The following is a 25,339-nucleotide window of genomic DNA, read 5'->3' on the forward strand; positions in this document are numbered from 1 at the left end:
GAGCCTAGCGGGTCCCGGCCGGGGCAAGCGGCCGGGAAGCGCGTGCCGTGGTGGCCTCGGGCGTTTCCGGACGCGGCAGCCGGAGCCTCTTGAGCAGGAGGGCGTTGACGGCGACCAGGAAGCTGGAACCGGACATCGACAGCGCCGCGATCTCCGGGCTGAGGACGATCCCGGCGAAGGCGAAGACCCCGGCAGCGATGGGGAGCGCAATCGCGTTGTACCCCACGGCCCAGCCCAGGTTCTGGCGCATCTTCCGCAGGGTGCCCTTGCCGATCCGCAGGGCTATGGGCACATCCAGCGGGTCCGACCGCATCAGGACGACGTCGGCCGTTTCAATGGCCACGTCGGTGCCCGCGCCAATCGCGATGCCGAGGTCGGCCTGGGCCAGGGCCGGCGCGTCGTTGACGCCGTCGCCAACCATGGCCACCTTTCCGCGCTGTTGCAGTTCGGCGATCTTCGCTGATTTATCGCCCGGCAGCACTTCGGCGATCACGGTATCGATGCCCAGTTGACCGGCGATCCGCTGGGCGGTTGCTTCGTTGTCCCCGGTGAGCATGACCACTTCGATCCCGGCCTCGTGCAGGGCAGCTATGGCGGCGGCGGCTGTTTCCCTTGCGGCGTCCGCCAAGGCGATCACGGCTGCGGCCCTTCCGTCCACGGCGACGAGCACGGCGGTCCGTCCGGTGGCGGCAAGCCTGTCGCGCACTGCGGCCAGCGGCCCAAGGTCGATTCCTTCGTCGGCCATGAGCTTGCGGTTGCCCACCAGCACCCGGTGTCCGTCCACGGTGGCGCCGGCACCGTGGCCGGGAACATTGAGGAAATCCGAGGCAGCCAGGGCAGATGCGCCGTGTTCTTGAGCGTGCCGCACGACGGCCGCAGCGAGCGGGTGTTCGGATTCCTGCTCGACGGCGGCGACCAGCGCCAGAAGTTCGCTTTCGCTTATTCCCTCAACGACGACGTCGGTCACTTCCGGTTCGCCCTTTGTCAGGGTGCCGGTCTTGTCCATCACGACGGTGTCGATCCGTGCGGATACCTCCAGGGCGGTGGCGTTCTTGAACAGGACGCCGCGTTTGGCACCGAGTCCGGTGCCCACCATGATGGCCGTCGGGGTGGCCAGGCCCAGCGCGTCAGGGCAGGTGATCACGACGACGGTGATGGCGAACAGCAGGGCGGCCTGGATGCCGGCGCCGAGGGCGAGCCAGGCGGCGAACGTCACTGTCCCGCCGATCAGGGCGACCAGGACCAGCCAGAACGCGGCCCTGTCAGCCAGCCGCTGGCCGGGTGCCTTGGAGTTCTGGGCCTCCTGGACGAGGGCCACGATCTGCGCCAGGGCGGTGTCGGCGCCGACCTTGGTGGCCCGGACCCGCATGGTGCCGGTGGTGTTGATGGACGCGCCGATTACTTCCGAGCCAATGGTTTTGGTCACCGGAAGACTCTCACCCGTGACCATGGACTCATCGACTTCCGACTGGCCGTCCTCGACTTCCCCGTCAACGGGGATTTTCGACCCCGGCCGGATCAGCAGCAGGTCCCCGGTCTGGACCTCCGAGGTGGGGATCTCGACAGTGTCCCCGTCGCGGATCACGACCGCGACCGGCGGGGCCAGCTCGAGCAGTGTGCGGATGGCCTCATTCGCCCCGCCGCGTGCGCGCATCTCGAACCAGTGGCCCAGCAGCACGAAGGAGGCAAGGACAGTGGCGGCTTCGTAGAACACTTCACCGCCGCCGGTGAAGGTGACCCAGACACTGTAGAGCCACCCGGTGCCCACGGCGATAGCGACCAGGACCATCATGTCCAGGGTGCGGGCCTTCAGCGCCCGGTAGGCGCCGTCGAAGAAAATCCAGGCAGAGTAGAAGATGACAGGCAGGGACAGGATCAGGGCCATCACGTCGTCACGGAGCCCGAACGGCGTCGGAGCTGTGAAACCGAACATGTCCCGGCCCATCGGGGACCATAGCGTCACGCCGACGGACAGGACCGCGGCGACCAGGAACCGGTTGCGCATGTCCTTGACCATGTCATCCATCGACATTCCGGCATGATGCCCGCCGTGGCCCATCATGTCCTGCGGCGTCCGGGGCTTCTCACCATGACCAGCGTGCATTGCCGGGTGCACATGTTCCGCCGGATGCATTGTTTGGTCCATCGGGTAGCAGACATGGTCGGGGACCGATTCCCCGCGGCAGTGGTACCCGCAGTCCCGGATCCAACCCGAAATCTGCTCCACGGAGGTCACGGACGGGTCAAAGCTCACGGTGGCAGTCTGGGCGACCGGGTTTGCGTCGACGGCGGTGACTCCGGGCCGCTGCAGCAGCACGTGTTCCACCACCGCCTTGGAGGTTGCCCAGTGGAGGCCCCGCACTTCCACAACCGTGTTCCGCAGGGGCGTAGTCACTGCTCCGTCGGCGGGCTTCGGGCCGGCAGTCATGGTGCGTCCTTTCGCAAGGGTGTCCGAGGAGGGCAACGGGCGATTCACCCGCTGTCGGACCTTCACTGCGTAGAGGCTCTCGCCCGCGACGTCGTTTTCCGGTATCCGAAACATATACCCCCCAGGGGTATGCGTCAAGGGCTGCCGGCAATCATGCCCGCCACCCCAAGCCAGCTCCTCGTGCGTTGCTCTCAGTGTGTTCCCCGCATGATTTTTGCCGCAAGGGCCGAAGATCCCGGGTGGTCACCTGCGCCAGACATGCCTGAACCAGAATCCGATGCAGGATAGTGGTAGCAAGACCGGCCAGCCACGCTGAACCAAGGAGGCACCGATGCCGGAAACCAACCCCCGGAATTCATCCTTCGGCCCCTACTTCGCCCGCGTCGGCCCGCGCATGGACGCACGCGGGGCGGCGGACCACCGCCGGCGCCTCGTCGAGGCCGCGCATGGTGCCGTCGTCGAAATCGGGGCGGGCTACGGGGCCACCTTTCCCTACTACCCTGCCGCGGTGACCAGCGTGCTGGCGCTCGAACCGGACCCGACCCTCCGGGCGCTGGCGCTTGCCGAGGCCGGCAAGGCACCGGTCCCCATCACAGTTCACGACGGCGTGGCGGAGTCACTGCCGGCGGCGGACGAATCGGTGGACGTGGTGGTCTCCAGCCTGGTCCTGTGCAGCGTGGCGGACCAGTCAGCCGTCCTGGCGGAGACCATGCGGGTTCTCCGGCCCGGCGGTTTGCTGCTGTTTTATGAACATGTCCGGTCCGAACACTTCATGCTCGCCGGACTGGAGGACCTGCTCACTCCCCTATGGAGCCGGCTGGCCGGCGGATGCCACCCGAACCGCGACACCGCCACCGGGATCGCGGCAGCCGGCCTCACAGTGCAGACCGTGGAGCGCTTCGGATTCTCGGCCCTTCCCGGCAATCCGCGGGTAGCCCACATCCTTGGCTCGGCGGCAAAGCCCCCTGAATAGCTCTCACAAAAAGGGACGCCTGCCGCGATGGCAGGCGTCCCTTTCGTCAAATACTCAGGCCCGTTGTGGACCCCGGCATCAGGCCTTCTTGGGCGGAAGTGCCAGCTTGAAGACCTTGGCCCAGGTGGAGCCAACCTGCTTCCACATCGGACCGGTGGTGTACGGCAGGCCGTAGCGCTTGCAGATCTCCTGCACCTTCGGCGCCACCTCGGCGTAGCGGTTGGACGGAATGTCCGGGAAGAGGTGATGCTCGATCTGGTGCGACAGGTTGCCCGTCATGAGGTGCATGAACTTGGAACCGGAGATGTTGGCCGAACCGATCATCTGCCGCACGTACCAGTCACCGCGGGTTTCGCCTTCCACCATTTCCTCGGTGAAGGTGTCCGTCCCCTCGGGGAAGTGACCGCAGAAGATCACCGCGTGGGCCCACACATTGCGGATCGCATTCGCGGTCAGGGTGCCGTAGAGCGCCTGCTTGCCGGAGCCGGTCAGCATTGCGACCGCCGGGGTTGCGGCGTAATCCTTGGTGAACTGCTTGAGGGCTTTCACGCCGAGGGCCTTGAGGTCCTTGGTGAGGGCTTCCTTGGACTTGTTGCCCTCTTTGAAGTCCTGCAGTTCAAGGTCGTAGATCGCGATGCCCCACTCGAAGACCGGGGCCAGCAGGGCGTTGTAGAGCGGGTTGCCCAGGTTGAACGGCTTCCACTCCTGCTGCGGGTCCATGCGCAGGAGGTTGTATCCGACGTCGTTGTCCTTGCCCACCACGTTGGTCCACCGGTGGTGCAGGTCGTTGTGGGTGTGCTGCCAGGCGCGGGCGGGAGTAACGAAGTCCCATTCCCAGGTGGTGGAGTGGATGTCCGGGTCCCGCATCCAGTCCCACTGGCCGTGCAGCACGTTGTGCCCGATCTCCATGTTTTCCAGGATCTTGGCCAGGCTCAGCAGGGTGGTGCCGGCAACCCAGGCGCCCTTGTTCCGGCTCACCAGGAGCGTCGCGCGGCCGGAGATCTCCAGTCCGCGCTGGATCTTGATCATGCGGCGGATGTAGGCGGCGTCGGAGGCTCCGCGCTTGGCCAGGATGTCGTCCTTGATGGCATCAAGTTCGCGGCCCAGCTCAGCCACCTGCTCGTCGGAGAGGTGAGCCGCGGCCGGTGGACGGACCAGGGGGCTGCCGGAGGTGGCCAGCGCCCCGCGCCGCGCCTTCGCAGCGGGCACTACGGCGTCTTCCGTGGTCTCGGCTTCGTGGTTGGTAACTATTGCCATGCGGTGGTGCTCCTCAAATGTCGAGGTTAACGGGTCCGGCTGCTGCCGATACACACGTCTGGATTAGTTGGCCCGGCTCGCCGTGGACTTCGCCGGTGCGGAGGTCGCGGACATGCCCTGCCCGCAGGGGGGTGAGGCAGCTGTGGCATATGCCCATCCGGCAGCCGCTGGGCATCAGCACGCCGGCGTCTTCGCCGACGTCCAGGAGCGGGGTGCTGCCGTCCGCCTCCACCTCACGGTCGGAGGCCTCAAAGGTGACCAGTCCGCCGTCGTGCCCGGCCCCGGCGGCCAGGCTGGTGGTGAACCGTTCGATGATGAGGTTGATCGGGTCGGCAGCAAACGGCCCCTCCGGCTGGTGGGATTCTCCGCCAGCGGCGGAACCGTGAGTGGCGGACCCTTCAGCCGCCGCAGCGGCGGCTTCCGCGGACCACAGCGCTTCGGCGTCGTCCAGGAAGCCCTCCGGCCCGCAGGCATAGGCAGCGCGGTGGCGCCAGTCCGGGCAGAGCTCGTCCAGCACGGCGGCGGAGGAAAAGTCCACCCGGCCGCGTTCGCCGGTGAACCAGTGCGTGACCTTGAAGTTGGGGAACTGGTCGGCAAGCTCCGAAAGCTCTTCCCGGAAGATGCTGTCCGCCGGGGTCCGGGCCGAATGGATCAGCACGACGTCCGCGTCCGGGCGGTGCGGCACCAGCGTGCGCACCATGGACATGACGGGGGTAATGCCGCTGCCCGCAGTGAGCATCAGCAGCGGCCTCGGGTGCTCGGGGAGGACGAAGTCGCCCTGCGGCGGGGCCAGGAACAGCACGTCACCGGGTCGGGTGTTGCGGACCAGGACACCGGAAACGGCGCCGACGTCGGTCACCGTGATGGCGGGATCCTGGCCGGCGGGTGCGCTCAGTGAATAGGAACGCCAGTGCCGCACGCCGTCGAGTTCGACGCCGATGCGGGCCCACTGGCCAGCCTGGTGCGCCTTCCAGCCACGGCCTGGGCGGAAGAAAATGGTGGCGGAATCGGCCGTCTCGGCGACCACCCTGGTGACCACGCCGCGCAACTGGCGGGCGGAGAACACAGGATTGAACAGCGACAGAATATCTTCTGGAGCTAGCGGGGTGGTCAGTACAGATGCGGCGCGCGCCAGCTTACGGAGCCGGATCATGTTATTAACCTTATGTTGGATCGAGGCATATTTCTTCTCCCAAGGCATACGATCGAACGTTCTAAACTGTTCCCCCGAAACAACTTATGGAAGTCTCTCATGAACCCTCCCGCCTCGAAGAGTCCCGCAACCCCCGCGTATGATCCGCCGTGGCTCGCCTTGCCCCGGGAAGTCAGCGACCTGCTGCGCCCCAGGATGCCCGGCATTGTGGAGGCCATCATCGGTGCAGTCCCGCAGCTGGTTCCGGCCTATGCCAGGCCCATCGAAGGCCGCTTCGGGCGGGGCCTGAGGCGCGGGGTGGCTGCGGCACTGGAGCGGTTCCTCCAGCTGCCCGGCACCAGGCTGCCCGCCCTGTCCGAGGAAAGCCGGGAGCTTGTGGCCGGCCTCGGCAGCGGCGAATTCCGCCAGGGCCGGAGCATGGACGCACTGCTGAGCGCCTACCGCATGGGCGCCCGCGTGACCTTCCGGGAGATGTCCCGGATCTCGATGGAGAAGGACCTGGGCCAGAGCGTTGTGGTGGACCTGGGCGAATCGATCCTGGCCTACATCGACGAACTGTCCGCCGTCAGCGCCGAGGCCTACGCCTTCGAACAGTCCGAACGCGCGGGGGCGGTGGACCGGCGCCGGACCGAACTGCTGGAACTGCTGCTGATGGGCCAGGCGGACGAGGCGGCCCTGCGGCAGGCCGCGTCCATGGCCGACTGGTCGCTGCCGGCGAGGCTCGTAGTGGTGACGCTTCCGCTGGACCGGTCCGCCGGGCTCCGGCTGCAGCTGGGTCCGGGGACGCTGGTGGTGGAACGCGAAACAGATGCCGTGGCCCTTGTTCCCGCCCGCAAATCCGACTCCGCCCGGGCCGCGTTGGAGAAGGTGTTGAAGGGCCGGTCCGCTGCCGTGGGGCCGGCGGGCAGCTGGGAAAAGGTACCTGACTCGCTGCGCTTGGCCGTCCTGGCCGCCTCGGTGCTGCCGCCAAGGGAGGACCCCGAGGATCCGCCCATCTGGGCCGACGACCACCTGGCGCAGATCATTCTCGGTTCCGAGCCCTCGGCCATCGCGGAACTGGCCGAGCGCAGGCTTGCACCCCTGGAAGGGCTCCGGCCGGCCCAGCGGGAAAGGCTGGCGGAAACCCTCCTCTCGTGGCTGCGGCACTGGGGCCAGCGGGCTCCGGTGGCCGCCGAGCTCGGCATTCATCCGCAGACCGTGGGTTACCGGGCGGCGCAGCTGCGTGAACTCTTCGGCGACGCGCTGGAAGACCCCCGGGCCCGGTTCGAGCTGGAGCTGGCTTTGCATGCGGGGCGGCGCTAGCTACTTCGCAGGGTTGTGGGTTCCGATCGGCACCAGGGTGAGGTCCGGATGGTTCTTTTCGATCCGGCGCAGCGCCCAGATGTCGTTGAACAGGGCAAGGTATTCGCCGTCGGAGCGCAGCAGCACCTCGGCGCCCGGCACGTTGGCCAGCGCCGGCATGGCGTCCGCCGTCGAAATCCTTGCCATCGAGTACGGGAGGCGCTCCAGGCGCATGGGGGCGCTGAAGTCGTGCGCCATGCGGTCCTCCACCACTTCGAACTGCATGGGACCGACGGCGGCGAGCACCGGCGCCTGGTCACCGCGGATGTCGGAGCGAAGCACCTGGATGACGCCCTCGTGTTCAAGCTGCTCGATGCCGCGGCGGAACTGCTTGAAGCGGCTGGGGTCCTTGGAACGTGCCACCTGGAAGTGTTCCGGCGCGAACAGCGGGATCGCGGGGAACTCCACGGGTTCGTCCAGGAACAGGCTGTCGCCCACCCGGAGCGACGAGGCGTTCACCAGTCCCACGACGTCGCCGGGGAACGCTTCGTCGATGACCTCGCGCTCACGGCCGAACACCTGCTGCGCGTACTTGGTGGCGAACGACTTCCCGGTGCGCGTCTGCGTGACCACCATGCCGCGCTCGAAGACGCCGGAGCACACGCGGATGAACGCAACATGGTCGCGGTGGGCCTTGTTCATGCCGGCCTGGACCTTGAAGACGAAGCCCGCGAACGGGGCGTCCACCGGGCGGGGGTCGCCGTCGACGTCGGGACGCGGCGCCGCCGGCGGAGCGAAGTCAACCAGGGCGTCCAGGATTTCCTTGACGCCGAAGTTGAGGGCGGCCGAACTGAAAAGGATGGGGGTTGCCTTGCCGGCGTGGAAGGCGTCGACGTCGAACTCGAGGTTGGATTCGATGACCAGCCCGGCTTCGTCCACGGCGTTGGACCAGTCGTCACCCTGGTTGGCTGCGGCCTCTTCCGGGGTGAAGTACTCGGTGAGCGCGATGTTGGCACCGGCGTTGTTGCGCTGGAACCGGGCGAAGCGGTCGTTGCGGAGGTCCCACACGCCGCGGAAGTCGCCGGAGATGCCCACGGCCCAGGTCAGCGGCATGGGCTGGAGTCCCGTCCGCTCAGTGATTTCGTCCATGAGCGCCAGGGCATCCAGGCCCGGACGGTCCCACTTGTTGATCACGGTGATGATGGGCAGGTTGCGCTGCTTGCACACCTCGAACAGCTTCATGGTCTGCGTCTCGAGGCCCTTGGCGGCATCAACAAGCATCACGGCGCAGTCCACGGCGGCCAGGACGCGGTAGGTGTCCTCGGAGAAGTCGGCGTGGCCGGGGGTGTCCAGGAGGTTGATCACGGTGTCCCGGTAGGCGAACTGCAGGGCAGCGGAGCTGATGGAGATGCCGCGGTCCTTTTCCATCTGCATCCAGTCCGAGACCGTTTCCTTGCGGTTGGCCTTGCCGCTGGAGGCGCCGGCAGTGCCGATCACCTTGGCGTGCAGGGCCAGGGCTTCAGTAAGCGTCGACTTGCCGGCGTCAGGGTGGGAAATGACCGCGAAGGTCCGACGCCGGGCCGCCTGCTTATGAATCTCGTGGACTCGGGCGGGGCTGAGGACTTCTTGGGACACGGTGCTACTTTCGCTGCGACATGGGGTCTGGTGGGAATTTGAACGTGGGGGCCGTCACGCGTGAACTGTGCAGCCAAGGTTTCCAGTTTATCGCAGGGCGGGAAACGCCGCCGGTGGGACGCCCAAGTGCCGCTTCCCGCCGTCGTCGTCCACAGCCTTTCCGGACCGCTGTCAGCGGCAGCCCAACGGGCCACTTTGAGGCTTGTCCGTGCGGTTAATGCGCTTCTTTGCCCCTAGTATGGAGCCAGTGGGAAAATGAGTACTTTTGATCCTGCCGGCGGCATCGTAAAACCGGCATACCCGCAGGCACCGGCTTGCACCTTTGAAGGGACAACCTATGGCTCGGAGCCCTGAAGATTCGCTTAAGGCGACTCTGGGCAGAGTGGCTCCAGGCACCGCTCTGCGCGACGGCCTGGAACGCATCCTCCGCGGACGCACCGGCGCGCTGATCGTCCTGGGCTCGGACCGCACCATCGAGTCCATCTGCTCCGGCGGGTTCGATATCGGGATCGACTTCTCCCCCACCCGCCTTCGCGAGCTGGCCAAAATGGACGGCGCCATCATCTGCGATAAGGACGCCGGCAACATCCTCCGGGCTGCCGTGCAGCTGGTTCCGGACTCGAGCATCGAAACGCAGGAATCCGGCACCAGGCACCGCACGGCGGAACGCGTCGCCATCCAGACCGGTGTTCCGGTGATTTCGGTCAGCCAGTCCATGCAGATCATCGCGCTCTACGTGAACGGGCTGCGGCACGTCCTGGAAGGCTCGGAAAAGGTCCTGGCCCGCGCCAACCAGGCGCTTGCCACCCTGGAACGGTACCGGTCCCGCCTGGACCAGGTCACCAGTTCCCTCTCCGCCCTGGAAATCGAAGCCATGGTGACCGTCCGCGACGTCGCCGTGACCCTTCAGCGCCAGGAGATGGTGCGCCGTATCTCCGAGGAGATCTCCCAGTACGTGCTTGAACTGGGAGAGGACGGACGCCTGCTCTCCCTGCAGCTGGACGAGCTCACGGTGGGCCGCGGACCCGGCAGCGACGTGATCATCCGCGATTACGCCGGTCCGAACGCTTCCCCGGAGGACATCGACGGCGCCGTCAACGCCCTGCTCAACCTGGGCCCCACCGAGCTGATCGACCTCAGCAGGATCGCCGGAATCATCGGCTTCGCGGGCGGCGTGGACACGCTCGACGCCGTGGTGCAGCCGCGCGGGTACCGTCTCCTGTCCGGCCTGAAGGCCGTGCCCAAGGCCGTTGCGGACAGGCTCGTTGACCACTTTGGCGGCCTCCAATACCTGATGGCGGCCACCATCGACGACCTCATGACCGTGGATGGCATCGGCGACCAGCGGGCCCGCACGGTCCGGGAGGGACTGAGCCGCATGGCCGAGGCAAGCCTGCTGGACCGGTTCCTCTAAACGCCTTCTCAGAGAAGCTGGAAAACGGCTTTGGTGCTGGACTTCGTTCCGAGCCTCGCCACGAACATGTAGTACGCCCCGCCTGCGCCGGGCTTCGCGGACACCGCGCCGCAGCCGGGCACGCTGCGGTTGCGCTGCCACGGGAAGTTGGCAGTCTCGCTCTGGCCCGGAGCAATGGTCTTCACCAGGTCACTGCTCTCCGCCTGGCAGTCAACCGAGGAGAAGATCCGGTCGGAGCCGCTGGTCACCGTGTACTCCATCTGGGACGTGCCCAGGTTCACCTCGCACGCCACTTTGCCGCCGTTGGTGACCTTCAGGCTGAGCAGCGGGGTCTCGTCCGCCGCGTAGGCAGCCTTGTCCGTCGACGCGGAGACAGTAACCAGGCCCTGGTCGCACGTTGGCGTCGCCGGGGTGCTGGGCGTGGCAGATGCGGACGGCTCGGCGTCGGGCTTGGACGCGTCCGAACCGTTCCGCTCCGTGGAGGAGGCCTGCTCGGAGGAACGCATGGCGCCGGACACGGCAGCAAAACCTCCCAGCGCCACCGAGGCAACCAGGAGCAGAACCAGGCCAACGAACAGCCTGCGACGGCGGTAGACAGCCTTCAGCGGAGGCCGCCCCGGCTTCCGGCCGGGGGTGCCCTTCGGTTTCGAACCGTTCTTTCCTGAAGTGCCTTGCCTGACCATCCTTCTAGGCTAGAGAACGCCGGGCACATTGGCGCACCACCACGCCGGGAAGGCGGACCCCTGGCCAGTATCCACTACAGTATTTGCATCGAAGCCTTAGCCACACCCACTGCCACGTCCCCGGCGAGTCGCCCCGCGCTGCCGCCGCTCGCGCCGCTCCACGAAGCGCTTGACCGCTGGTTCGCTGACACCGCAAGGGAGCTGCCCTGGCGCGACCCTGACTGCACGCCATGGGGTGTCCTGGTCAGCGAAATCATGCTGCAGCAGACGCCCGTAGTCCGTGTCCTCCCCGTGTGGGAGGACTGGCTCCGCCGCTGGCCCACGCCCGCGCACCTCGCCGCCGAAGCGTCCGGCGAGGCAGTCCGGCACTGGGGCAGGCTCGGCTACCCGCGGCGGGCACTGCGACTGCACGCGGCAGCCGCCGCCGTCGTCGAGAAGCACGACGGCGAGGTGCCGGGAACGTACGACGCCCTGCTGGAGCTTCCAGGAGTGGGCAGCTACACGGCCGCAGCGGTAGCGGCGTTCGCCTTCGGCCGCCGCGAGACCGTTGTGGACACCAACATCCGCCGCGTCCACGCGCGGCTCTTTTCGGGCACGGCCCTGCCGGCGCAATCGCTGGCAGCGGCGGAAATGCGGCTGGCCGCTGAACTGCTGCCGGCCGACGTCGGGCTTTCGGTCCGCTGGAACGCGGCGGTGATGGAGCTGGGAGCCCTGGTGTGCACGGCAAGGGCGCCGAAGTGCGGTGACTGCCCGGTGCGCGGTGCCTGTGCGTGGCTGGCGGCCGGCGAGCCGCCGCCGTCGTACACTCCGAAAGGGCAGTCCTGGCACGGCACCGACCGGCAGGTCCGCGGCGCCGTGATGGCCGTTCTCCGCCTGGCGGACGCGCCGGTAGCGCCGGAGATGTTCCACCAGCCCGCTGCGGACCTTGGCTTCGAAGCCAGCGGCATCGGCGTCCCGCTTGCGGCGCTGCACCGGCTGAATTCCGCCCCGGAACAGCTGGAACGGGCCTTGGCGGGGCTGGTCAGCGACGGCCTTGCCGAGCTGCACCCTGGCGGCCTGCGGCTCCCCGCCTGAGGTCCGATCCTGAGGTCCGTTACGCATTCGTTCCGGAACTGGAATCACCCTGTGCTGGTGTGGCCGGCGCCGGCGGATCTACGCTGAAGCATGCGCAGCTTGGGCGTGCTTCTGGCAGCGGTCACGACGTCGATCCTCCCCTCCGCGTGCCTGCCGGAGGCAGTGCCTTGCCCGGCCATCGCGCAGGCATCAGTGGTGGCGCTGACCGTGGCGGCCAGCTACGCGCCACACGTCAAGGCCATCCACCTGAAGGCCTGCCAGGACGGCACGTGCCGGGAAGCCGACCTTGACCTGATGCCCGGCAGCACCGCAGTGGACCTGGGTTGCGAGCCCTCCGCGGGCCCCGACGGCGTATGCTCCGCAACGTCCTCGCCTGACGGCACCCTCACGGGAATGCTGATGATGGATATCCTGACCGAATCCCGCATTGATGCCACGGCCACGGGCACCTCCACGGCGGGGATTCCGCTGCCGGAGCGCACGCTGAGCTTCCTGCCACGGGCGGAGTACCCCTACGGCGAGCAGTGCGGAAAGTTCATCACAGCCGGCGTGCTGCTGGATGAAGACGGGCTCAGGCCGGCCGGCTAGGGCTCGCCGAACCCAGCTTCCACCAGGCCGCCGACGTACTTCACAGCCTTGCCGGCATCCGGCCCCCAGGCCTCCACATGGAGGACTGATCCCTTGCCCGCACCCAAGGTCATCAGGCCCGTCATGGACGCGCCGTCCACCCCGTTGACCGTCACGTCCGCGTCCATGCCCGCCAGTCCCCCGGCGATCTTCGCGGCGGGACGGGCGTGCATGCCCGCCTGGTTGACCAGCGCAAAATCACCCGCGGCCTCGGGCGGACCGGACATCTCCGCTTCCGCCGGCACCTCCGGCGCCGGAGCACGGCGGACCGCTTCGGCCGCCTGCTTCACCCCGGTTGCGTCCGCCCCCGACTGCGCCGCAACAGCCGCCGCCACCAGCCCCTCGACCAGGGGCGCATCGGCCAAGAGGACCGAGTCCGGATCCGGCAGGAATTCCACAGCCGATTCGGCCGTCATCACGGCGGAGCCGAGGTCCGTCAGCACCACCACGCCGTCGCCGCCGGCCGCCTGTTCCAGGGCCGCCATGACCTTTTCGAGGCTGGTCCCGATCCGGCCGTCATCGGTGCCGCCCGCCGGGAGGATGACGACGTCGGGTGCCATTTGGGCGGCCAGCTCCACGGCGCCGTCGGCGATTTTTTCGCTATGGGACACTACGACGAGGCGGACCGTCATTCAGCTGCCCCGGCCGCGGCGCGCAGGATGAGGGCGGTGGAGACGGCGCCGGGGTCGCGGTGGCCGGCGCTGCGCTCCCCCAGGTAGCTGGCGCGCCCCTTGCGGGCGATCAGCGGATCAGTGGCGACGGCGCCCGCCTCGGCGGCCTCCGCAGCCGCGAGGAGGACTTTGACGACGTTCCCGTCGCCTTCGGCGGCTTGCGCTGCTGCGGCGTCGACGGCGGGCGTCCAGGCGTCCACCATGGTCTTATCGCCGGATTCGGCCTTGCCCCGGGCCACCACGCCGTCGCGGGCGGCTTGGATGGCAGCGGCCAGCGCGGCAGGATCGATGTCCGTTGCGTCGCCCAGTGAAGTGGAAGCACGCAGGAACGCTGTGCCGTAGAGGGGGCCGGCGGCACCTCCCACCTTGGACATCAGAGCCATCGCGGTGAGCTTCAGGGCCGCTCCCGGCGTGGCGGGGGGAGCCTCGGCGAGCTTCGCCATCACGGCCTTGAATCCGCGGTCCATGTTTTCGCCGTGGTCCGAATCCCCGATGGCACGGTCCAACTCGATCAGTTCCACCCGGTGGTCCGCCATGGCCTGCGCGGAAAGGGTCAGCCAGCGAACGGCCCAGTCAACGTCCAGCCCCATGGTCAGATGCCCCATCGCAGCGCGGCAGTGTGGACCGGGGCATCCCAAAGGCCGGTGAGTTCGTCGTCGAGCCGCAGGACGGTGATGGAGCAGCCCTGCATTTCCAGGGACGTGATGTAGTTGCCCACCAGGGAGCGCTCCACCGTGACACCCTTCTCCGCGAGCACCTGGGCGGCGCGGCGGTACACGATGTACAGCTCGCTTTGGGGCGTCCCGCCCATGCCGTTCACGAACAGGAGCACCTTGTCGCCGGAGGCAATGCCAAGGTCGGACAGGATGGGCTCCAGAAGGCGGTCGGTGATGCCGTCGGCGTTTTCCATGGGGATCCGGTGCCGCCCGGGCTCACCGTGGATGCCGATGCCGATTTCGATTTCGTTCTCTTCCAGGTCAAAACTGGGCGTCCCGGCGTGCGGCACGGTGCAGGCAGTCAGGGCGACGCCCATGCTGCGGACGTTCTGGTTGACCCGGTCTCCGATGGCGGCGACCGCGTCCAGGCCGTCCCCGCGTTCCGCGGCCGCGCCGGCGATCTTCTCCACCAGGACAGTGCCGCCCACGCCGCGCCGGCCGGCAGTGTAGAGCGAGTCCTCCACGGCGACGTCGTCGTTGACCAGGACGGTGCGGACCTGCACGCCCTCGGCTTCCGCCATTTCGGCGGCCGTTTCGAAATTCAGGACGTCGCCGGTGTAGTTCTTGACGATATGCACGACGCCGGCGCCGGAGTTCACCGCGAGGGTGGCCGGAATGATCTGGTCGGGCGTGGGTGAGGTGAAGACGGCGCCGGGTACGGCGGCGTCGAGCATTCCCAGTCCGACGAATCCTCCGTGGAGCGGTTCGTGGCCGCTCCCGCCGCCGCTGACAAGGCCCACCTTCCCCGCCACCGGGGCATCTTTGCGGGTAATGAACTTGGGCTCGGCGCTGATGGTCACGAGGTCCGCATGGGCCAGGCCGAAGCCTTCCACGGACTCGTCCACTACAGCGCGGGGATCATTGATCAGCTTCTTCATTGGAGGGCTCCCTGGAAGGTCCTGGCGGCTTTGTCTTGACCCTACTACCGCGGCCCGTGCAAGGGTAGCGCCCTGTCACATCGTGGTGCTAGTGCCCCCCCGGCAACGCCGGCGAAAGAGGGCAAACGAAAAGGGACAGCCCCCAATTGACTGTCCCTTTCGCTTTCCGAGCTTGTGTTCCCGGGCCGGGCTCAGCGTTTCCCCCAGGAAGCCGGGATCAAATCCGGCCACGCGGCGGCGCCTATATGGAATGCCGACGCCTCGGAGGGCCGGCTGAGCGGATCGCTGCGGGTCAGAACCGCAGGCACATCCATCTGAAACGCCGAAAAATCCGGAAAAATGGCGAGCTCGCGCATTTCTGTCCTTAGAGGTGGTTTCGGGATCCGTGTCTTAGCAGGCAAGCTCTTTAATTTTATACATCGATTCGATATAAGGGAAGACTGAGAAATAAGACGTTATCTGGAGCGCAGAAGTTTGGCGAAAACCTGCCTAGAGGGCTTTGATCATGCGGGTGTTGCCCAAGGTGTTCGGCTTCACCCGTGCGAGGTCCAGGAACTCCGCCACACCTTCGTCATGCGATCGCAGCAACTCGGAATAGACCACCGGATCCACGGCTGTCTGGTCGGCCATGACGTCGAAGCCGTGCTTCTTGAAGAAATCCACTTCGAAGGTCAGGCAGAACACACGCGATACACCCAGCGCTTTGGCCTCCTCTAGAAGGCTTTCCACCAGCACGTGGCCCACGCCCTTTCCACGCCACGCGTCGGAGGCCGCAAGCGTGCGCACTTCCGCCAGGTCCTCCCACATGACGTGCAGGGCGCCGCAGCCGATCACCTCGCCGTCGGCCGACTCCGCGATCCTGAACTCCTGCAGGCTTTCGTAGTACGCCACAGTCTCCTTGGCCATCAGGATCCTCTTGTCCGCGAGCGGCGCCACGAGGCGCTTGATGGCAGCTACGTCGCTGGTGCGGGCGGGGCGGATACGGAAGGTCTCAGTCACAGCCCCCATCTTACGACCGCCCCGCCCGCCGCCTCACAAGCCCAGGTCGGCAGGCAAAGGCACGTCCTGGTCCAGCACGTTCTTCGCGAGGAAGTGCTCGACGACGCTGTACCAGACCTTGGCATGCTGCGGCTGCAGGATCCAGTGGTTCTCGTCCGGGTAGTAGAGGAACCGGTGCGGAGTGCGGCCGGCGTCGTCGGCAGCCAGCTGCGACTTGGACAGCAGTTCGTACCAGAGCCGCAAGCCCTCGCCGATGGGCACGCGGTAGTCCTTGTCGCCGTGGATCACCAGCATGGGCGTGCTGATCTTCTCCACGTGCAGGTGCGGCGAGTTGTCCAGGGCCATCTCGGCCGTCATTTCCTTCAGCCAGTACTGTGACGCATCCGTCGTGGGGCCGAACTGGTCCAGGGCCCACAGGCTGGCATGGGTGACGATTGCGTCGAAGCGGTCGGTCTGGCCCGCCACCCAGTTGGCCATGTAACCGCCGAACGAGCCGCCCATGGCAGCTGTCCGCGAAGCATCGATGTCCGGGCGTTCCACCGCCACGTCCGTGATTGCCATAAGGTCCACGTAGGGCGCTTTGCCCCATTCTCCCCAGCCCCGCTGGATGTAGGCCTGGCCGTAGCCGGTGGACAGCGCGGGGTCCGGCAGGAGCACGGCATACCCTCTGGCCGCCAGCAGCCAGGGGTTCCAGCGCCAGGTCCACGCGTTCCACGAGCCCAGGGGGCCGCCGTGGATCCACAGGAGCAGCGGCGCCGGGTTCTGCGCGGAGGTGCCGTCCGGCAGGGCCAGGTAGGCGGGAACCCGGGCGCCATCGGCAGCTGACGCGTGAATGCGCTCCAGGGAGCCCTGGATGCGGGGACGTTCAGCAGGAGCCGGAAGCCGGGTGACGTCACCGCTCGCCAGGTCGATCCGGACCGCCTCGGGTGGAAATTCGTAGGAACTCCGGAGCGCGTACGCGCTCAGCCCGTCAGGCGAAACCACGACGTCGGTGTAGGCCGCCGCGTCACGCGTCACCCGGGTGACACTCGCGGCGGCGGCAGGCTCCGGAACGGTGATCCGGAAAACCGGCGACGCGCCGTCGTCGTCGGCTGTCACCAGGAGGGCCGAGCCGTCCGGCAGCCAGGCCGCCTTGATGGCCCAGCGGTCCCAGTCGCGGGCCAGCGGCCGGAGGTTCGCTTCCGGCTCCCCCGGTGCACCGGAGTCCGGGGCGCCGGCGTCCGGTGCACCGGAGTCCGGGGCGCCGGCGTCCGGTGCACCGACGTCCAGAAGGTGGAGCCTGACCTGCGGAGCCTGGTGCGGAGTGGTGTCCGATTCGCTCATCACCACGAGGGTGCGGTTGTCCGGGCTCACCGGTCCCGCGAAGTAGCTCATGCCTTCGCCGTCCAGCAGGACCCGGTGCGTGGCAGTGGCCACGTCAATGGCCACCAGGACCGACCGTGAGTCGGCCTTGGCCAGTGGCTTGTCGAGGCTGGTGTAGATCGTCCTGCCGTCGGGACTGACCACCGAATCTGCGTTGCGCAGCATGCCTGCCACGCCCGGGGTCAGGTTGCGGAGCTTCAGCGGCGCGGCGGCATCGACGGTCGCCGGCTTGCCGGGTTCCTTGTCCTCCCCCGGCTCCACAGCAAAAATTCGCGGCTGGTCCGGGCCCAGGTCGGCATCCCAGTAGCGCACCGGATAGCCGCTGTGGAGGATGGCGGACACCTTGTTGTCCTTGCGGCTCTTTCGCCGCGCCTCGTCCGCTTCCTCGTCCGGGGAGCCCGCCAGTACGGATGCGGTGACGAAGGTGGCACCGGCGTCCTTGGCTGCCATCACGTGGCTGACCCCGCCGGCGCGCGAAAGTACCACGCGGGCTTCGCCGCCGTCGGCGGGCAGCTGCCAGAGGGCGCTGACGGGCTCGTCGTCAGGGCTCTCAGGATCGGGTCGCGCCGACGTGAAGTAGAGATCGCCCGTGGAGGAAAAGGCCGCCCCGGCCTCGCCCTTGGCGCTGCGGGTGATCCGGCGGGCATGCTTCTCCCCCGCCGGATCAAGTTCCCAGAGCGCCGTCACATACTCGGTGCCCTTGGCGTTCAGCGTGGCAACAGTGGTCACCAGCCGTTTTCCGTCCGGGCTCAAAGCCAGCCCACTCACCCGGGGGATGGCCAGGTAATGGTCAATGTCATGGAAAGGGGTCGCGGGTTGTTCACTCAGGATCACTGAGTTTTCAGAAGCCATGAACAGATTCAACACCGACTGTGGCGCGGATCACAGCGCGTTCACTACTAGTGAAACGGTGTTTTCACAACCTGCCCACACGGAAGGCGACGGGGCGACGGGAACCGAGCGGAAATGCAAAAGGCCCCGCCCGCTCTTTGCAGAGGGGCGGGGCCTTAGCGGTAATGCTTAGACGCTCGGAGCGATTTCCGGGATGCGCGGCTTGGCGTTTCCTTCGAAGGTGAACTTGGCGTCGTCACCTTCGCCGTCCACATCCACCACCACGATGTCGCCCGCGTGGATCTCACCGAAGAGGATCTTTTCGGACAGCTGGTCCTCGATCTCGCGCTGGATGGTGCGGCGCAGCGGCCGCGCACCCATGGCGGGATCGTAGCCGCGGGTGGCCAGGAGCACCTTGGCGGCCTTGGTGAGCTCGATGCCCATGTCCTTGTCCTTGAGGCGCTTCTCCAGGCGGCTCACGAACAGGTCCACGATCTCGATGATCTCGTCCTGGGTCAGCTGCGGGAACACCACAACGTCGTCAACACGGTTCAGGAACTCGGGGCGGAAGTGCTGCTTGAGCTCTTCGGTGACCCGGGCGCGCATCCGGTTGTAGCCGGTCTGTGTGTCCGTGCCGGACTGGAAGCCGGTGGCGACACTCTTGGAAATGTCCCGCGTACCAAGGTTGGTGGTCATGATGATCACGGTGTTCTTGAAGTCCACCACGCGTCCCTGGGAGTCGGTCAGGCGGCCGTCCTCCAGGATCTGCAGCAGCGAGTTGAAGAGGTCGGCGTGGGCCTTCTCCACTTCGTCGAACAGGACCACGGAGAACGGACGGCGGCGGACCTTTTCGGTCAGCTGTCCGCCTTCTTCGTAGCCGACGTAGCCCGGAGGGGCACCGAAGAGGCGCGACACCGTGTGCTTCTCGGAGTATTCGGACATGTCCAGCGTGATGAGGGCGTCCTCTTCACCGAACAGGAACTCCGCCAGGGCCTTGGCGAGCTCGGTCTTGCCGACGCCGGTGGGGCCGGCGAAGATGAACGAGCCGCCCGGACGCTTGGGGTCCTTCAGGCCTGCACGGGTGCGGCGGATGGCCTGGGACAGGGCCTTGATGGCCTCGTTCTGGCCGACGACGCGCTTGTGCAGTTCGTCTTCCATCTTCAGCAGGCGCGAGGACTCTTCCTCGGTCAGCTTGAAGACCGGGATGCCGGTGGAGTTCGCCAGCACCTCGGCGATGAGATCCTCATCCACCTCGGAGATGTCGTCCATGCCGCCGGTCTTCCAGTGGCGTTCCTTCTCGGCCCGCTCGGCAATGAGCTTCTGCTCCTTGTCGCGCAGCGAGGCGGCACCTTCGAAGTCCTGCGCGTCAATCGCGGACTCCTTCTCCATCTTGAGTTCGGCGATGCGCTCATCCATGGCCTTCAGCTCCGGCGGAGCCGTCATCCGGCGGATGCGCAGGCGCGCGCCGGCTTCATCGATGAGGTCGATCGCCTTGTCCGGCAGGAAGCGGTCCGAGATGTAGCGCTCGGACAGGTTCGCTGCGGAGGCGAGGGCGCCGTCGGTGATGGTCACGCGGTGGTGGGCTTCGTAGCGGTCGCGCAGGCCCTTGAGGATCTCGATCGCGTGCGCAACCGACGGCTCCTTGACCTGGATCGGCTGGAAGCGGCGCTCAAGCGCTGCGTCCTTTTCGATGTGCTTGCGGTATTCGTCCAGCGTGGTGGCACCGATGGTCTGCAGCTCACCGCGGGCCAGCATGGGCTTCAGGATGGATGCGGCATCGATGGCGCCTTCGGCGGCACCCGCACCCACAAGGGTGTGGATTTCGTCGATGAACAGGATGATGTCGCCGCGGGTGCGGATCTCCTTGAGGACCTTCTTCAGGCGCTCTTCGAAGTCACCGCGGTAGCGGGAGCCTGCCACCAGGGAGCCAAGGTCCAGCGTGTAGAGCTGCTTGTCCTTGATGGTCTCCGGAACGTCCCCGCGGACAATCGCCTGGGCAAGTCCTTCGACGACGGCGGTCTTGCCGACGCCGGGTTCGCCGATAAGGACGGGGTTGTTCTTGGTGCGCCGGGAAAGAACCTGCATGACGCGTTCCATTTCCTGTTCGCGTCCGATCACCGGGTCCAGCTTGTTCTCACGCGCAGCCTGGGTCAGGTTGCGGCCGAACTGGTCCAGGACCACGGAACCGGCGGGGGTGCCCTCCGGCTGGCCGGCACCGACGCCTGCGCCGGTGGTCTCCTTGCCCTGGTAACCCGAGAGCAGCTGGATCACCTGCTGGCGGACGCGGTTGAGGTCAGCTCCGAGCTTCACCAGCACCTGTGCAGCCACGCCCTCACCCTCGCGGATGAGCCCCAGCAGGATGTGCTCCGTGCCGATGTAGTTGTGGCCCAGCTGCAGCGCTTCGCGGAGCGAAAGCTCCAGCACCTTCTTGGCGCGCGGGGTGAAGGGGATGTGGCCTGACGGGGCCTGCTGGCCCTGGCCGATGATCTCCTGCACCTGCTCGCGTACGCCGTCGAGCGAAATGCTCAAGGACTCCAGAGCTTTGGCGGCAACGCCCTCACCCTCATGGATCAGACCCAAGAGGATGTGTTCGGTACCGATGTAATTGTGGTTCAGCATGCGTGCCTCTTCTTGGGCAAGCACAACTACGCGACGGGCACGGTCCGTAAATCGCTCAAACATTTCGCCACACTCCTAGCTACGACGTACTTTGATGCTACGTGGCGGACCCGGACTTGTGGAGCGTGTTCGCCACAGGGGAAACCCGGGACCGGTGTCCGGGGTTGACGCCGCCCGCCTGGGAGGGTCCCGGACCAGCCGAACCGGCCGCTTTTTAGCTTTGATGCGGCCGCTAATCCGGCTTACTGCGGGGCATCAATTGCGCTGCAGTTGCCTGGAACTTGAACCTGGCTAGTTCCACAACAAGTTCCCGGCCCGGCCCGCCGCAATAACCCCGAAATAGCCGCCCCATCTTTACCGCGGCGGGCTCCGACGCAGGGGGCCAAACAAATGGCAATGCCCCCGCCGTGAGGCAGGGGCATTGCTTTTCCACGCAAAACTGCGGCAGTGCTAGGAATTTGCCTTCTGGTAGGCTTCCTGAATTTCAGCCTGGATGCGGCCGCGGCTGTTAACCGCATAGCCATTCTCCCTGGCCCACTGACGAATCTGTGCAGAGTCCTGGTTCCGGCCGCCTGAGACCTTGGTGCGGGTGGCGCGGCCGGTGGACGTCTTGCGGGCGCTTGAAACAAACCGCTCCAGCGAGGAGCGGAGTTCTGCAGCATTGGCAGCCGACAGGTCAATTTCGTAACTGACGCCGTCAAGGCCAAATCGGACAGTTTCGTCCGCGGTTCCCCCATCCAGATCATCGACAAGGATGATTTTTACTTTCTGTGCCATATAAATTCTCTCTTGTGGAAAGGACGGGTATGCAGAAAAGCAGGATGTATCTGTAAAAAGTATCCCCCGGTTTATGGCAACGCGTCAAAGCGGCAAAAAGTTCCTGTGAATGGTGGGCAGGAATACACAGGAAGTATTAGTTTGTGCCGTTCCCGTTGCCGGCATTCGTGCCGGTATTCGGTACGTCATTCTGTCCGCCATTAGGTCCGGCCGCGCGGGCGTCCGCCTCGGCCTGCGCGCGCGCTTCTGCCTGGCGCTCCGACTTGTCGGCATTGAAAATCGACTTCATCGCGAACCAGAAGAGCAAACCGACCACGAGCGAAGGCAGGAGGACTGCAACGTACTCCACGGTCAGTGCCCTTCTGGCTTCAGCAGCGGGAACAGGATGGTCTCGCGGATGCCGGCGCCGGTGAACAGCATCACCAGGCGGTCGATGCCCAGCCCGATGCCGCCCATGGGCGGAGCGCCGTACTCCAGGGCACGCAGGAAGTCTTCATCCAGCTGCATGGCCTCGACATCTCCGGCCGCTGCATGCATGGACTGCTCCGTCAGGCGTTCCCGCTGGATCACGGGGTCGATGAGCTCCGAGAAGGCAGTGCCGCGCTCCATGCCGCCGATGATCAGGTCCCAGGCCTCGATCAGGCGGTCGTCGTCGCGGTGCTGGCGGGCAAGCGGCTGCGCGGAGGGCGGGTAGTTGTAGACGAACGTGGGGTTCAGCAGGGTGGGCTCCACGATTTCGCCGAACAGTTCAACGGCCAGCTTCTCCGCATCCCATTTCGGATCGACCTTGACGTCGTGCTTGGCCGCCACGGCCCGCAGTTCCTCCACGGTGGTGTCCGGCGTGATTTCCTGGCCCACGGCGTCGGAAAGTCCCGGGTAGACGGCCAGCCACTTCCATTCGCCGTCGAGGTTGATCTCCCCGGCTTCGGTCTGGATGGTGCGGCCCACACCGGCGGCGTCGGCGGCGTCGAGGATGATCTCCTTGATGCGGTCCGCCATGACGAACTGGTCGGCCCAGGCTTCGTAGCATTCGAGCGTGGTGAATTCCGGGCTGTGGGTGGAGTCCACGCCTTCGTTGCGGAAGACCCGGCCCATGTCGTAGACGCGTTCGATACCGCCCACCACGGCACGCTTGAGGTACAGCTCGGTGGCGATGCGCAGGGTCATCTTCTGGTCGAAGGCGTTCATGTGGGTCTCGAACGGCCGGGCCAGGGCGCCGCCGTGGACCAGCTGGAGCATCGGGGTTTCCACCTCGACGTAGTTCCGCCGGTGCAGGCTTTCGCGGATGGAACGGGTGATCGCGGCGCGGGTGTACACCATTTCGCGGGCCTCATCGCGGACCATCAGGTCCACGTAGCGCTGTCGGACGCGGGTTTCCTCGTTCAGGCCGGCGTGCAGCACGGGCAGCGGGCGGAGGGCCTTGGAGGCCATGGACCAGGAGTCGGCCATGACGGACAGCTCGCCGCGGCGGGAGGAAATAACCTCGCCCTTGATAAAGACGTGGTCGCCGAGGTCAACCAGGGCTTTCCAGTCCGCCAGGGACTCCTCGCCCACGTTCGCCAGACTCAGCATGGCCTGGAGGCGTGTTCCCTTGCCGTCGGTGCCGCCCTCCTGGAGCGTGGCGAAGCACAGCTTGCCGGTGTTGCGGATGAATACGATGCGGCCGGTGACGCCCACGACGTCGCCGGTGGTCTCATCGGCCTCGAGGTGTGCGTACTTCTCCCGGATCTCGCTGAGGGAATGCGTGCGTTCAACACCCACCGGGTAAGCCTCGCCGCGTTCAATCAGCTTGGCGCGCTTCTCCATGCGGATGCGCATCTGCTCGCTGGCGTCCGCCGGTTCGGCAGCATTGGTCGGGGTGGGGGTGTTTTGGGAAGTCACAATCCCTAAGTTTACCGGGAGTTCTCCGGCATGTTTTTCCGACCGCCCATGATCCCCCTCACCCCGGAGTTTTTGTCCAGATAATGGCTCCAACCGGCCGCTTATCCCCCATTATCTGGACAAAACTATTGGCCGAGTCCGCTGAGGGGCGGGGAATAGACTCGGGGCTGTGGAAACTCGGACGATCAGGACGGACGACGGCGACGGTCACCTTCAGGTGCACTCCTTCAGGCCTGCCCACGGCCGGGGACTGCCCGCAGCGGCGGGCGACCCGCGGGACAGCCTTATCGGAGGTCCGGGCAGCGGCCCGGACGCAACGGCGCAACCCGGCGTCGTCGTCGTACACGGAACCCTGGTGACCGATGCACTGTACCGGCCCTTCGCGATGAAGATCGCGCGCCTGCTGGGACGGCCCGTGCACACCTACAACCGACGCGGCCGCGGCGGCTCCTCGGGCCAGGGCGGGGACTACTCGGCGGCGACGGAGGTCGGCGACCTCCGTGCCGTCATGCGGGCCACCGGTTCCACGGACGTCGTCGCCCACAGCTACGGCGGGTTCGTGGCCCTGCAGGCGGCCAGGACCGAGCCCATCCGGCGGCTCGTGACCTACGACGCCGCGGTTTCCCTGTCCGGCAGCCTCAGCCGCCGGTGGCGGCCGGAACTTGAGCACTCCATGGCCGCCGGACAGCTCGACCACGCGTGGGCGCACCTGGTCCAGGGGCTGGAAACGGCCGGGCCGGTCTCCAAACTCCCCCTCGGCGCCCTGCGCATGCTGAGCATCCTGTCCGCCCGGACCCGCCTCGGTGCGGAAATGCGGCAGCTGCTGCCCACCGCCGTTGCCGAAATGCGGGCGGTGCTCCAAGCCGACGCGGAACTTGGGGACTTCGCGGGCGTCACCACACCCACCCTGATGCTCAGCGGCGGCTGGAGCCCGGCGTACTTCGCTGAGACCGGACGCCAGCTGGCGGCGGCTGTCCCGGCGATCGACTTCGCCCTGATCCCCGGGCAGCTGCACGAAGGCCCGCTCCGCCCCGGGCACCGCCTGGCCCTCACCACCGCGCGGTTCCTGGCCAACGACGCCGGCCTGCGGCTCCAGCGCATCCGCGCCGCCCGGCTCCCGCAGGGCGGCCGTTTTAGGATGGGCCCGTGAAAGAAACCCGCGAACGTGACGGAACAGTGAAGCAGCAGGTCGTGGACACGCACGACGGCGGCCGGCTGGCCTTGTACAGCTACGGAACCGTGGATGCCCCCGGCGAGCGCCGGGTGGTGGTGATCGGCGGAGCATTCCTGACGGCACTGATCTACCGGCCGTTTTCCGAGGCGTTGTCCAAGGGCCTGGGCGACGGCTGGGCGGTGGACGTCTACGACCGGCGCGGGCGCGGGGATTCCACCCCGCAGCCCGAGGACTATTCCATGGCCACCGAGATCGCCGACGTCCGGACAATCATGGACGCCACCGGCGCCCGCAACCTCTTCGGCCACAGCCTGGGCGGCTCGGTGGCGCTGAACGCGGTCCAGGAGTTCACCGGCACCCCGTATGTACCGGACAAGCTGGCCGTCTACGACGCCGCCGTGAACATCGACGGCAGCATTGACACCGCTTGGCTGGACGGATTTGAACACGCCGTCAACAACGGCAAAGTGGGCCACGCCCTGGCTCACATGAAGAAGGCCACGAAGCCAGGAACAGCGATGGCCAGGATCCCCGAACCCATACTTGCCGGTCTGATGGCGCTCGTGTCCCGCACCAGGCTCAACAAAATGTTCAGCGGGGTCATGCCCAGCGCAGTGGGAGAGCTGCGGGCCGCCTACAACGAAGCCGACCACGCCCGGGACTTTAGCGTCCTGCCGGCCGCCACCCACTTCATGGCGGGCGGCAAAAGCCCCAGCTACTACAAGGTCACCGCCCAGCGCCTCCACGCCGCCGTGCCGGGGAGCACCTATGAGCTGTCGCCCAAGGGTTTCCACGGCTCCATCCCGGCCGCTGTGAAGGAACTCGTCTCTGACATCTCTGAATACTTCAAAGGCTGACCGAACCCCGGCCGTTTCCTGCCGCTTCCCTGTACATCCCGCCCCGCTA

The 25,339-nt window shown here is 66.7% G+C and carries 22 protein-coding genes; 7 read left to right on the forward strand and 15 right to left on the reverse strand.

What is annotated here, in order from left to right:
- Window positions 1-4 precede the first annotated feature (4 nt).
- Window positions 5-2,428, reverse strand: a complete 2,424-nt coding sequence (locus RW112_RS08375; RefSeq protein WP_317781303.1) for a heavy metal translocating P-type ATPase — start codon at window positions 2,426-2,428, stop codon at window positions 5-7.
- Window positions 2,429-2,759: 331 nt separating this feature from the next.
- On the opposite strand from RW112_RS08375, the gene RW112_RS08380 reads away from it, so the two are divergent.
- Window positions 2,760-3,401: a class I SAM-dependent methyltransferase gene (locus tag RW112_RS08380; RefSeq protein ID WP_317781304.1), complete on the forward strand. Its 642-nt coding sequence runs from the start codon at window positions 2,760-2,762 to the stop codon at window positions 3,399-3,401.
- A gap of 78 nt (window positions 3,402-3,479) precedes the next feature.
- Here RW112_RS08380 and RW112_RS08385 read toward each other — a convergent pair whose 3' ends face one another.
- Both RW112_RS08385 and RW112_RS08390 read right to left on the reverse strand, forming a co-directional pair.
- The gene (locus tag RW112_RS08385) at window positions 3,480-4,658 is read right to left on the reverse strand and encodes an acyl-CoA desaturase (protein WP_317781305.1); all 1,179 of its coding nucleotides are present in this window, start codon (window positions 4,656-4,658) and stop codon (window positions 3,480-3,482) included.
- Window positions 4,659-4,671: 13 nt separating this feature from the next.
- Window positions 4,672-5,811: a ferredoxin reductase gene (locus RW112_RS08390; protein WP_317781306.1), complete on the reverse strand. Its 1,140-nt coding sequence runs from the start codon at window positions 5,809-5,811 to the stop codon at window positions 4,672-4,674.
- 99 nt (window positions 5,812-5,910) lie between these two features.
- Here RW112_RS08390 and RW112_RS08395 point away from each other — a divergent pair, with 99 nt between their 5' ends.
- On the forward strand, window positions 5,911-7,113 hold the full coding sequence (locus RW112_RS08395) for a helix-turn-helix domain-containing protein (RefSeq protein ID WP_317781307.1): 1,203 nt from the start codon (window positions 5,911-5,913) through the stop codon (window positions 7,111-7,113).
- Here RW112_RS08395 and RW112_RS08400 read toward each other — a convergent pair whose 3' ends face one another.
- Window positions 7,114-8,727 carry a peptide chain release factor 3 gene (locus RW112_RS08400; RefSeq protein WP_317781308.1) on the reverse strand — a complete coding sequence of 538 codons (1,614 nt, stop codon included), beginning with the start codon at window positions 8,725-8,727 and terminating at the stop codon, window positions 7,114-7,116.
- Window positions 8,728-9,064: 337 nt separating this feature from the next.
- Between RW112_RS08400 and disA the strand changes: the two genes are divergently transcribed.
- On the forward strand, window positions 9,065-10,141 hold the full coding sequence (gene disA, locus RW112_RS08405; protein ID WP_305943116.1) for a DNA integrity scanning diadenylate cyclase DisA: 1,077 nt from the start codon (window positions 9,065-9,067) through the stop codon (window positions 10,139-10,141).
- Window positions 10,142-10,149: 8 nt separating this feature from the next.
- Here disA and RW112_RS08410 read toward each other — a convergent pair whose 3' ends face one another.
- Entirely contained in the window at window positions 10,150-10,824 is a 675-nt protein-coding gene (locus RW112_RS08410) for a hypothetical protein (protein WP_317781309.1), read from the reverse strand.
- Window positions 10,825-11,079: 255 nt separating this feature from the next.
- Here RW112_RS08410 and RW112_RS08415 point away from each other — a divergent pair, with 255 nt between their 5' ends.
- Both RW112_RS08415 and RW112_RS08420 read left to right on the forward strand, forming a co-directional pair.
- A complete protein-coding gene (locus RW112_RS08415; protein WP_317781310.1) occupies window positions 11,080-11,898 on the forward strand; it encodes an A/G-specific adenine glycosylase in 819 nt (272 codons plus the stop codon).
- A 90-nt stretch (window positions 11,899-11,988) separates the two neighbouring features.
- The gene (locus RW112_RS08420) at window positions 11,989-12,486 is read left to right on the forward strand and encodes a hypothetical protein (RefSeq protein WP_317781311.1); all 498 of its coding nucleotides are present in this window, start codon (window positions 11,989-11,991) and stop codon (window positions 12,484-12,486) included.
- On the opposite strand, the gene dhaM is transcribed toward RW112_RS08420, so the two are convergent.
- The 10 genes from dhaM to lysS all read right to left on the reverse strand — a co-directional run bounded on the left by dhaM (window position 12,483) and on the right by lysS (window position 23,259).
- A complete protein-coding gene (gene dhaM, locus RW112_RS08425; protein WP_317781313.1) occupies window positions 12,483-13,157 on the reverse strand; it encodes a dihydroxyacetone kinase phosphoryl donor subunit DhaM in 675 nt (224 codons plus the stop codon). The genes RW112_RS08420 and dhaM overlap by 4 nt on opposite strands.
- A complete protein-coding gene (gene dhaL / locus RW112_RS08430) occupies window positions 13,154-13,786 on the reverse strand; it encodes a dihydroxyacetone kinase subunit DhaL (RefSeq protein WP_317781594.1) in 633 nt (210 codons plus the stop codon). Before dhaL ends, dhaM begins: the two co-directional genes overlap by 4 nt.
- A 2-nt stretch (window positions 13,787-13,788) precedes the next feature.
- A complete protein-coding gene (gene dhaK / locus RW112_RS08435) occupies window positions 13,789-14,790 on the reverse strand; it encodes a dihydroxyacetone kinase subunit DhaK (RefSeq protein WP_317781314.1) in 1,002 nt (333 codons plus the stop codon).
- Window positions 14,791-14,981: 191 nt separating this feature from the next.
- Window positions 14,982-15,146 (reverse strand): hypothetical protein, encoded by a 165-nt coding sequence (locus tag RW112_RS08440; protein WP_317781315.1) that lies wholly within the window; start codon window positions 15,144-15,146, stop codon window positions 14,982-14,984.
- A 133-nt stretch (window positions 15,147-15,279) separates the two neighbouring features.
- Window positions 15,280-15,798, reverse strand: a complete 519-nt coding sequence (locus RW112_RS08445) for an amino-acid N-acetyltransferase (protein WP_371745950.1) — start codon at window positions 15,796-15,798, stop codon at window positions 15,280-15,282.
- A 24-nt stretch (window positions 15,799-15,822) separates the two neighbouring features.
- Window positions 15,823-18,003 (reverse strand): prolyl oligopeptidase family serine peptidase, encoded by a 2,181-nt coding sequence (locus tag RW112_RS08450; RefSeq protein ID WP_317781316.1) that lies wholly within the window; start codon window positions 18,001-18,003, stop codon window positions 15,823-15,825.
- A gap of 168 nt (window positions 18,004-18,171) precedes the next feature.
- A complete protein-coding gene (locus RW112_RS08455; RefSeq protein ID WP_011690039.1) occupies window positions 18,172-20,664 on the reverse strand; it encodes an ATP-dependent Clp protease ATP-binding subunit in 2,493 nt (830 codons plus the stop codon).
- A 387-nt stretch (window positions 20,665-21,051) separates the two neighbouring features.
- Complete coding sequence (locus RW112_RS08460; protein ID WP_137320725.1) at window positions 21,052-21,378, reverse strand: histone-like nucleoid-structuring protein Lsr2; 327 nt, start codon at window positions 21,376-21,378, stop codon at window positions 21,052-21,054.
- A gap of 136 nt (window positions 21,379-21,514) precedes the next feature.
- Window positions 21,515-21,727: a hypothetical protein gene (locus RW112_RS08465; RefSeq protein WP_317781317.1), complete on the reverse strand. Its 213-nt coding sequence runs from the start codon at window positions 21,725-21,727 to the stop codon at window positions 21,515-21,517.
- A gap of 2 nt (window positions 21,728-21,729) precedes the next feature.
- Window positions 21,730-23,259, reverse strand: a complete 1,530-nt coding sequence (gene lysS, locus RW112_RS08470) for a lysine--tRNA ligase (protein WP_317781318.1) — start codon at window positions 23,257-23,259, stop codon at window positions 21,730-21,732.
- A gap of 169 nt (window positions 23,260-23,428) precedes the next feature.
- On the opposite strand from lysS, the gene RW112_RS08475 reads away from it, so the two are divergent.
- Together RW112_RS08475 and RW112_RS08480 are read left to right on the forward strand one after the other, a co-directional pair.
- Window positions 23,429-24,409, forward strand: a complete 981-nt coding sequence (locus tag RW112_RS08475; RefSeq protein ID WP_317781319.1) for an alpha/beta hydrolase — start codon at window positions 23,429-23,431, stop codon at window positions 24,407-24,409.
- Window positions 24,410-24,435: 26 nt separating this feature from the next.
- On the forward strand, window positions 24,436-25,290 hold the full coding sequence (locus RW112_RS08480) for an alpha/beta hydrolase (protein WP_317781595.1): 855 nt from the start codon (window positions 24,436-24,438) through the stop codon (window positions 25,288-25,290).
- The last annotated feature ends 49 nt before the right edge of the window (window positions 25,291-25,339 follow it).

This window comes from Arthrobacter sp. B10-11, from assembly GCF_033142195.1.
GTDB classification, from domain to species: Bacteria; Actinomycetota; Actinomycetes; order Actinomycetales; family Micrococcaceae; genus Arthrobacter; species Arthrobacter oryzae_C.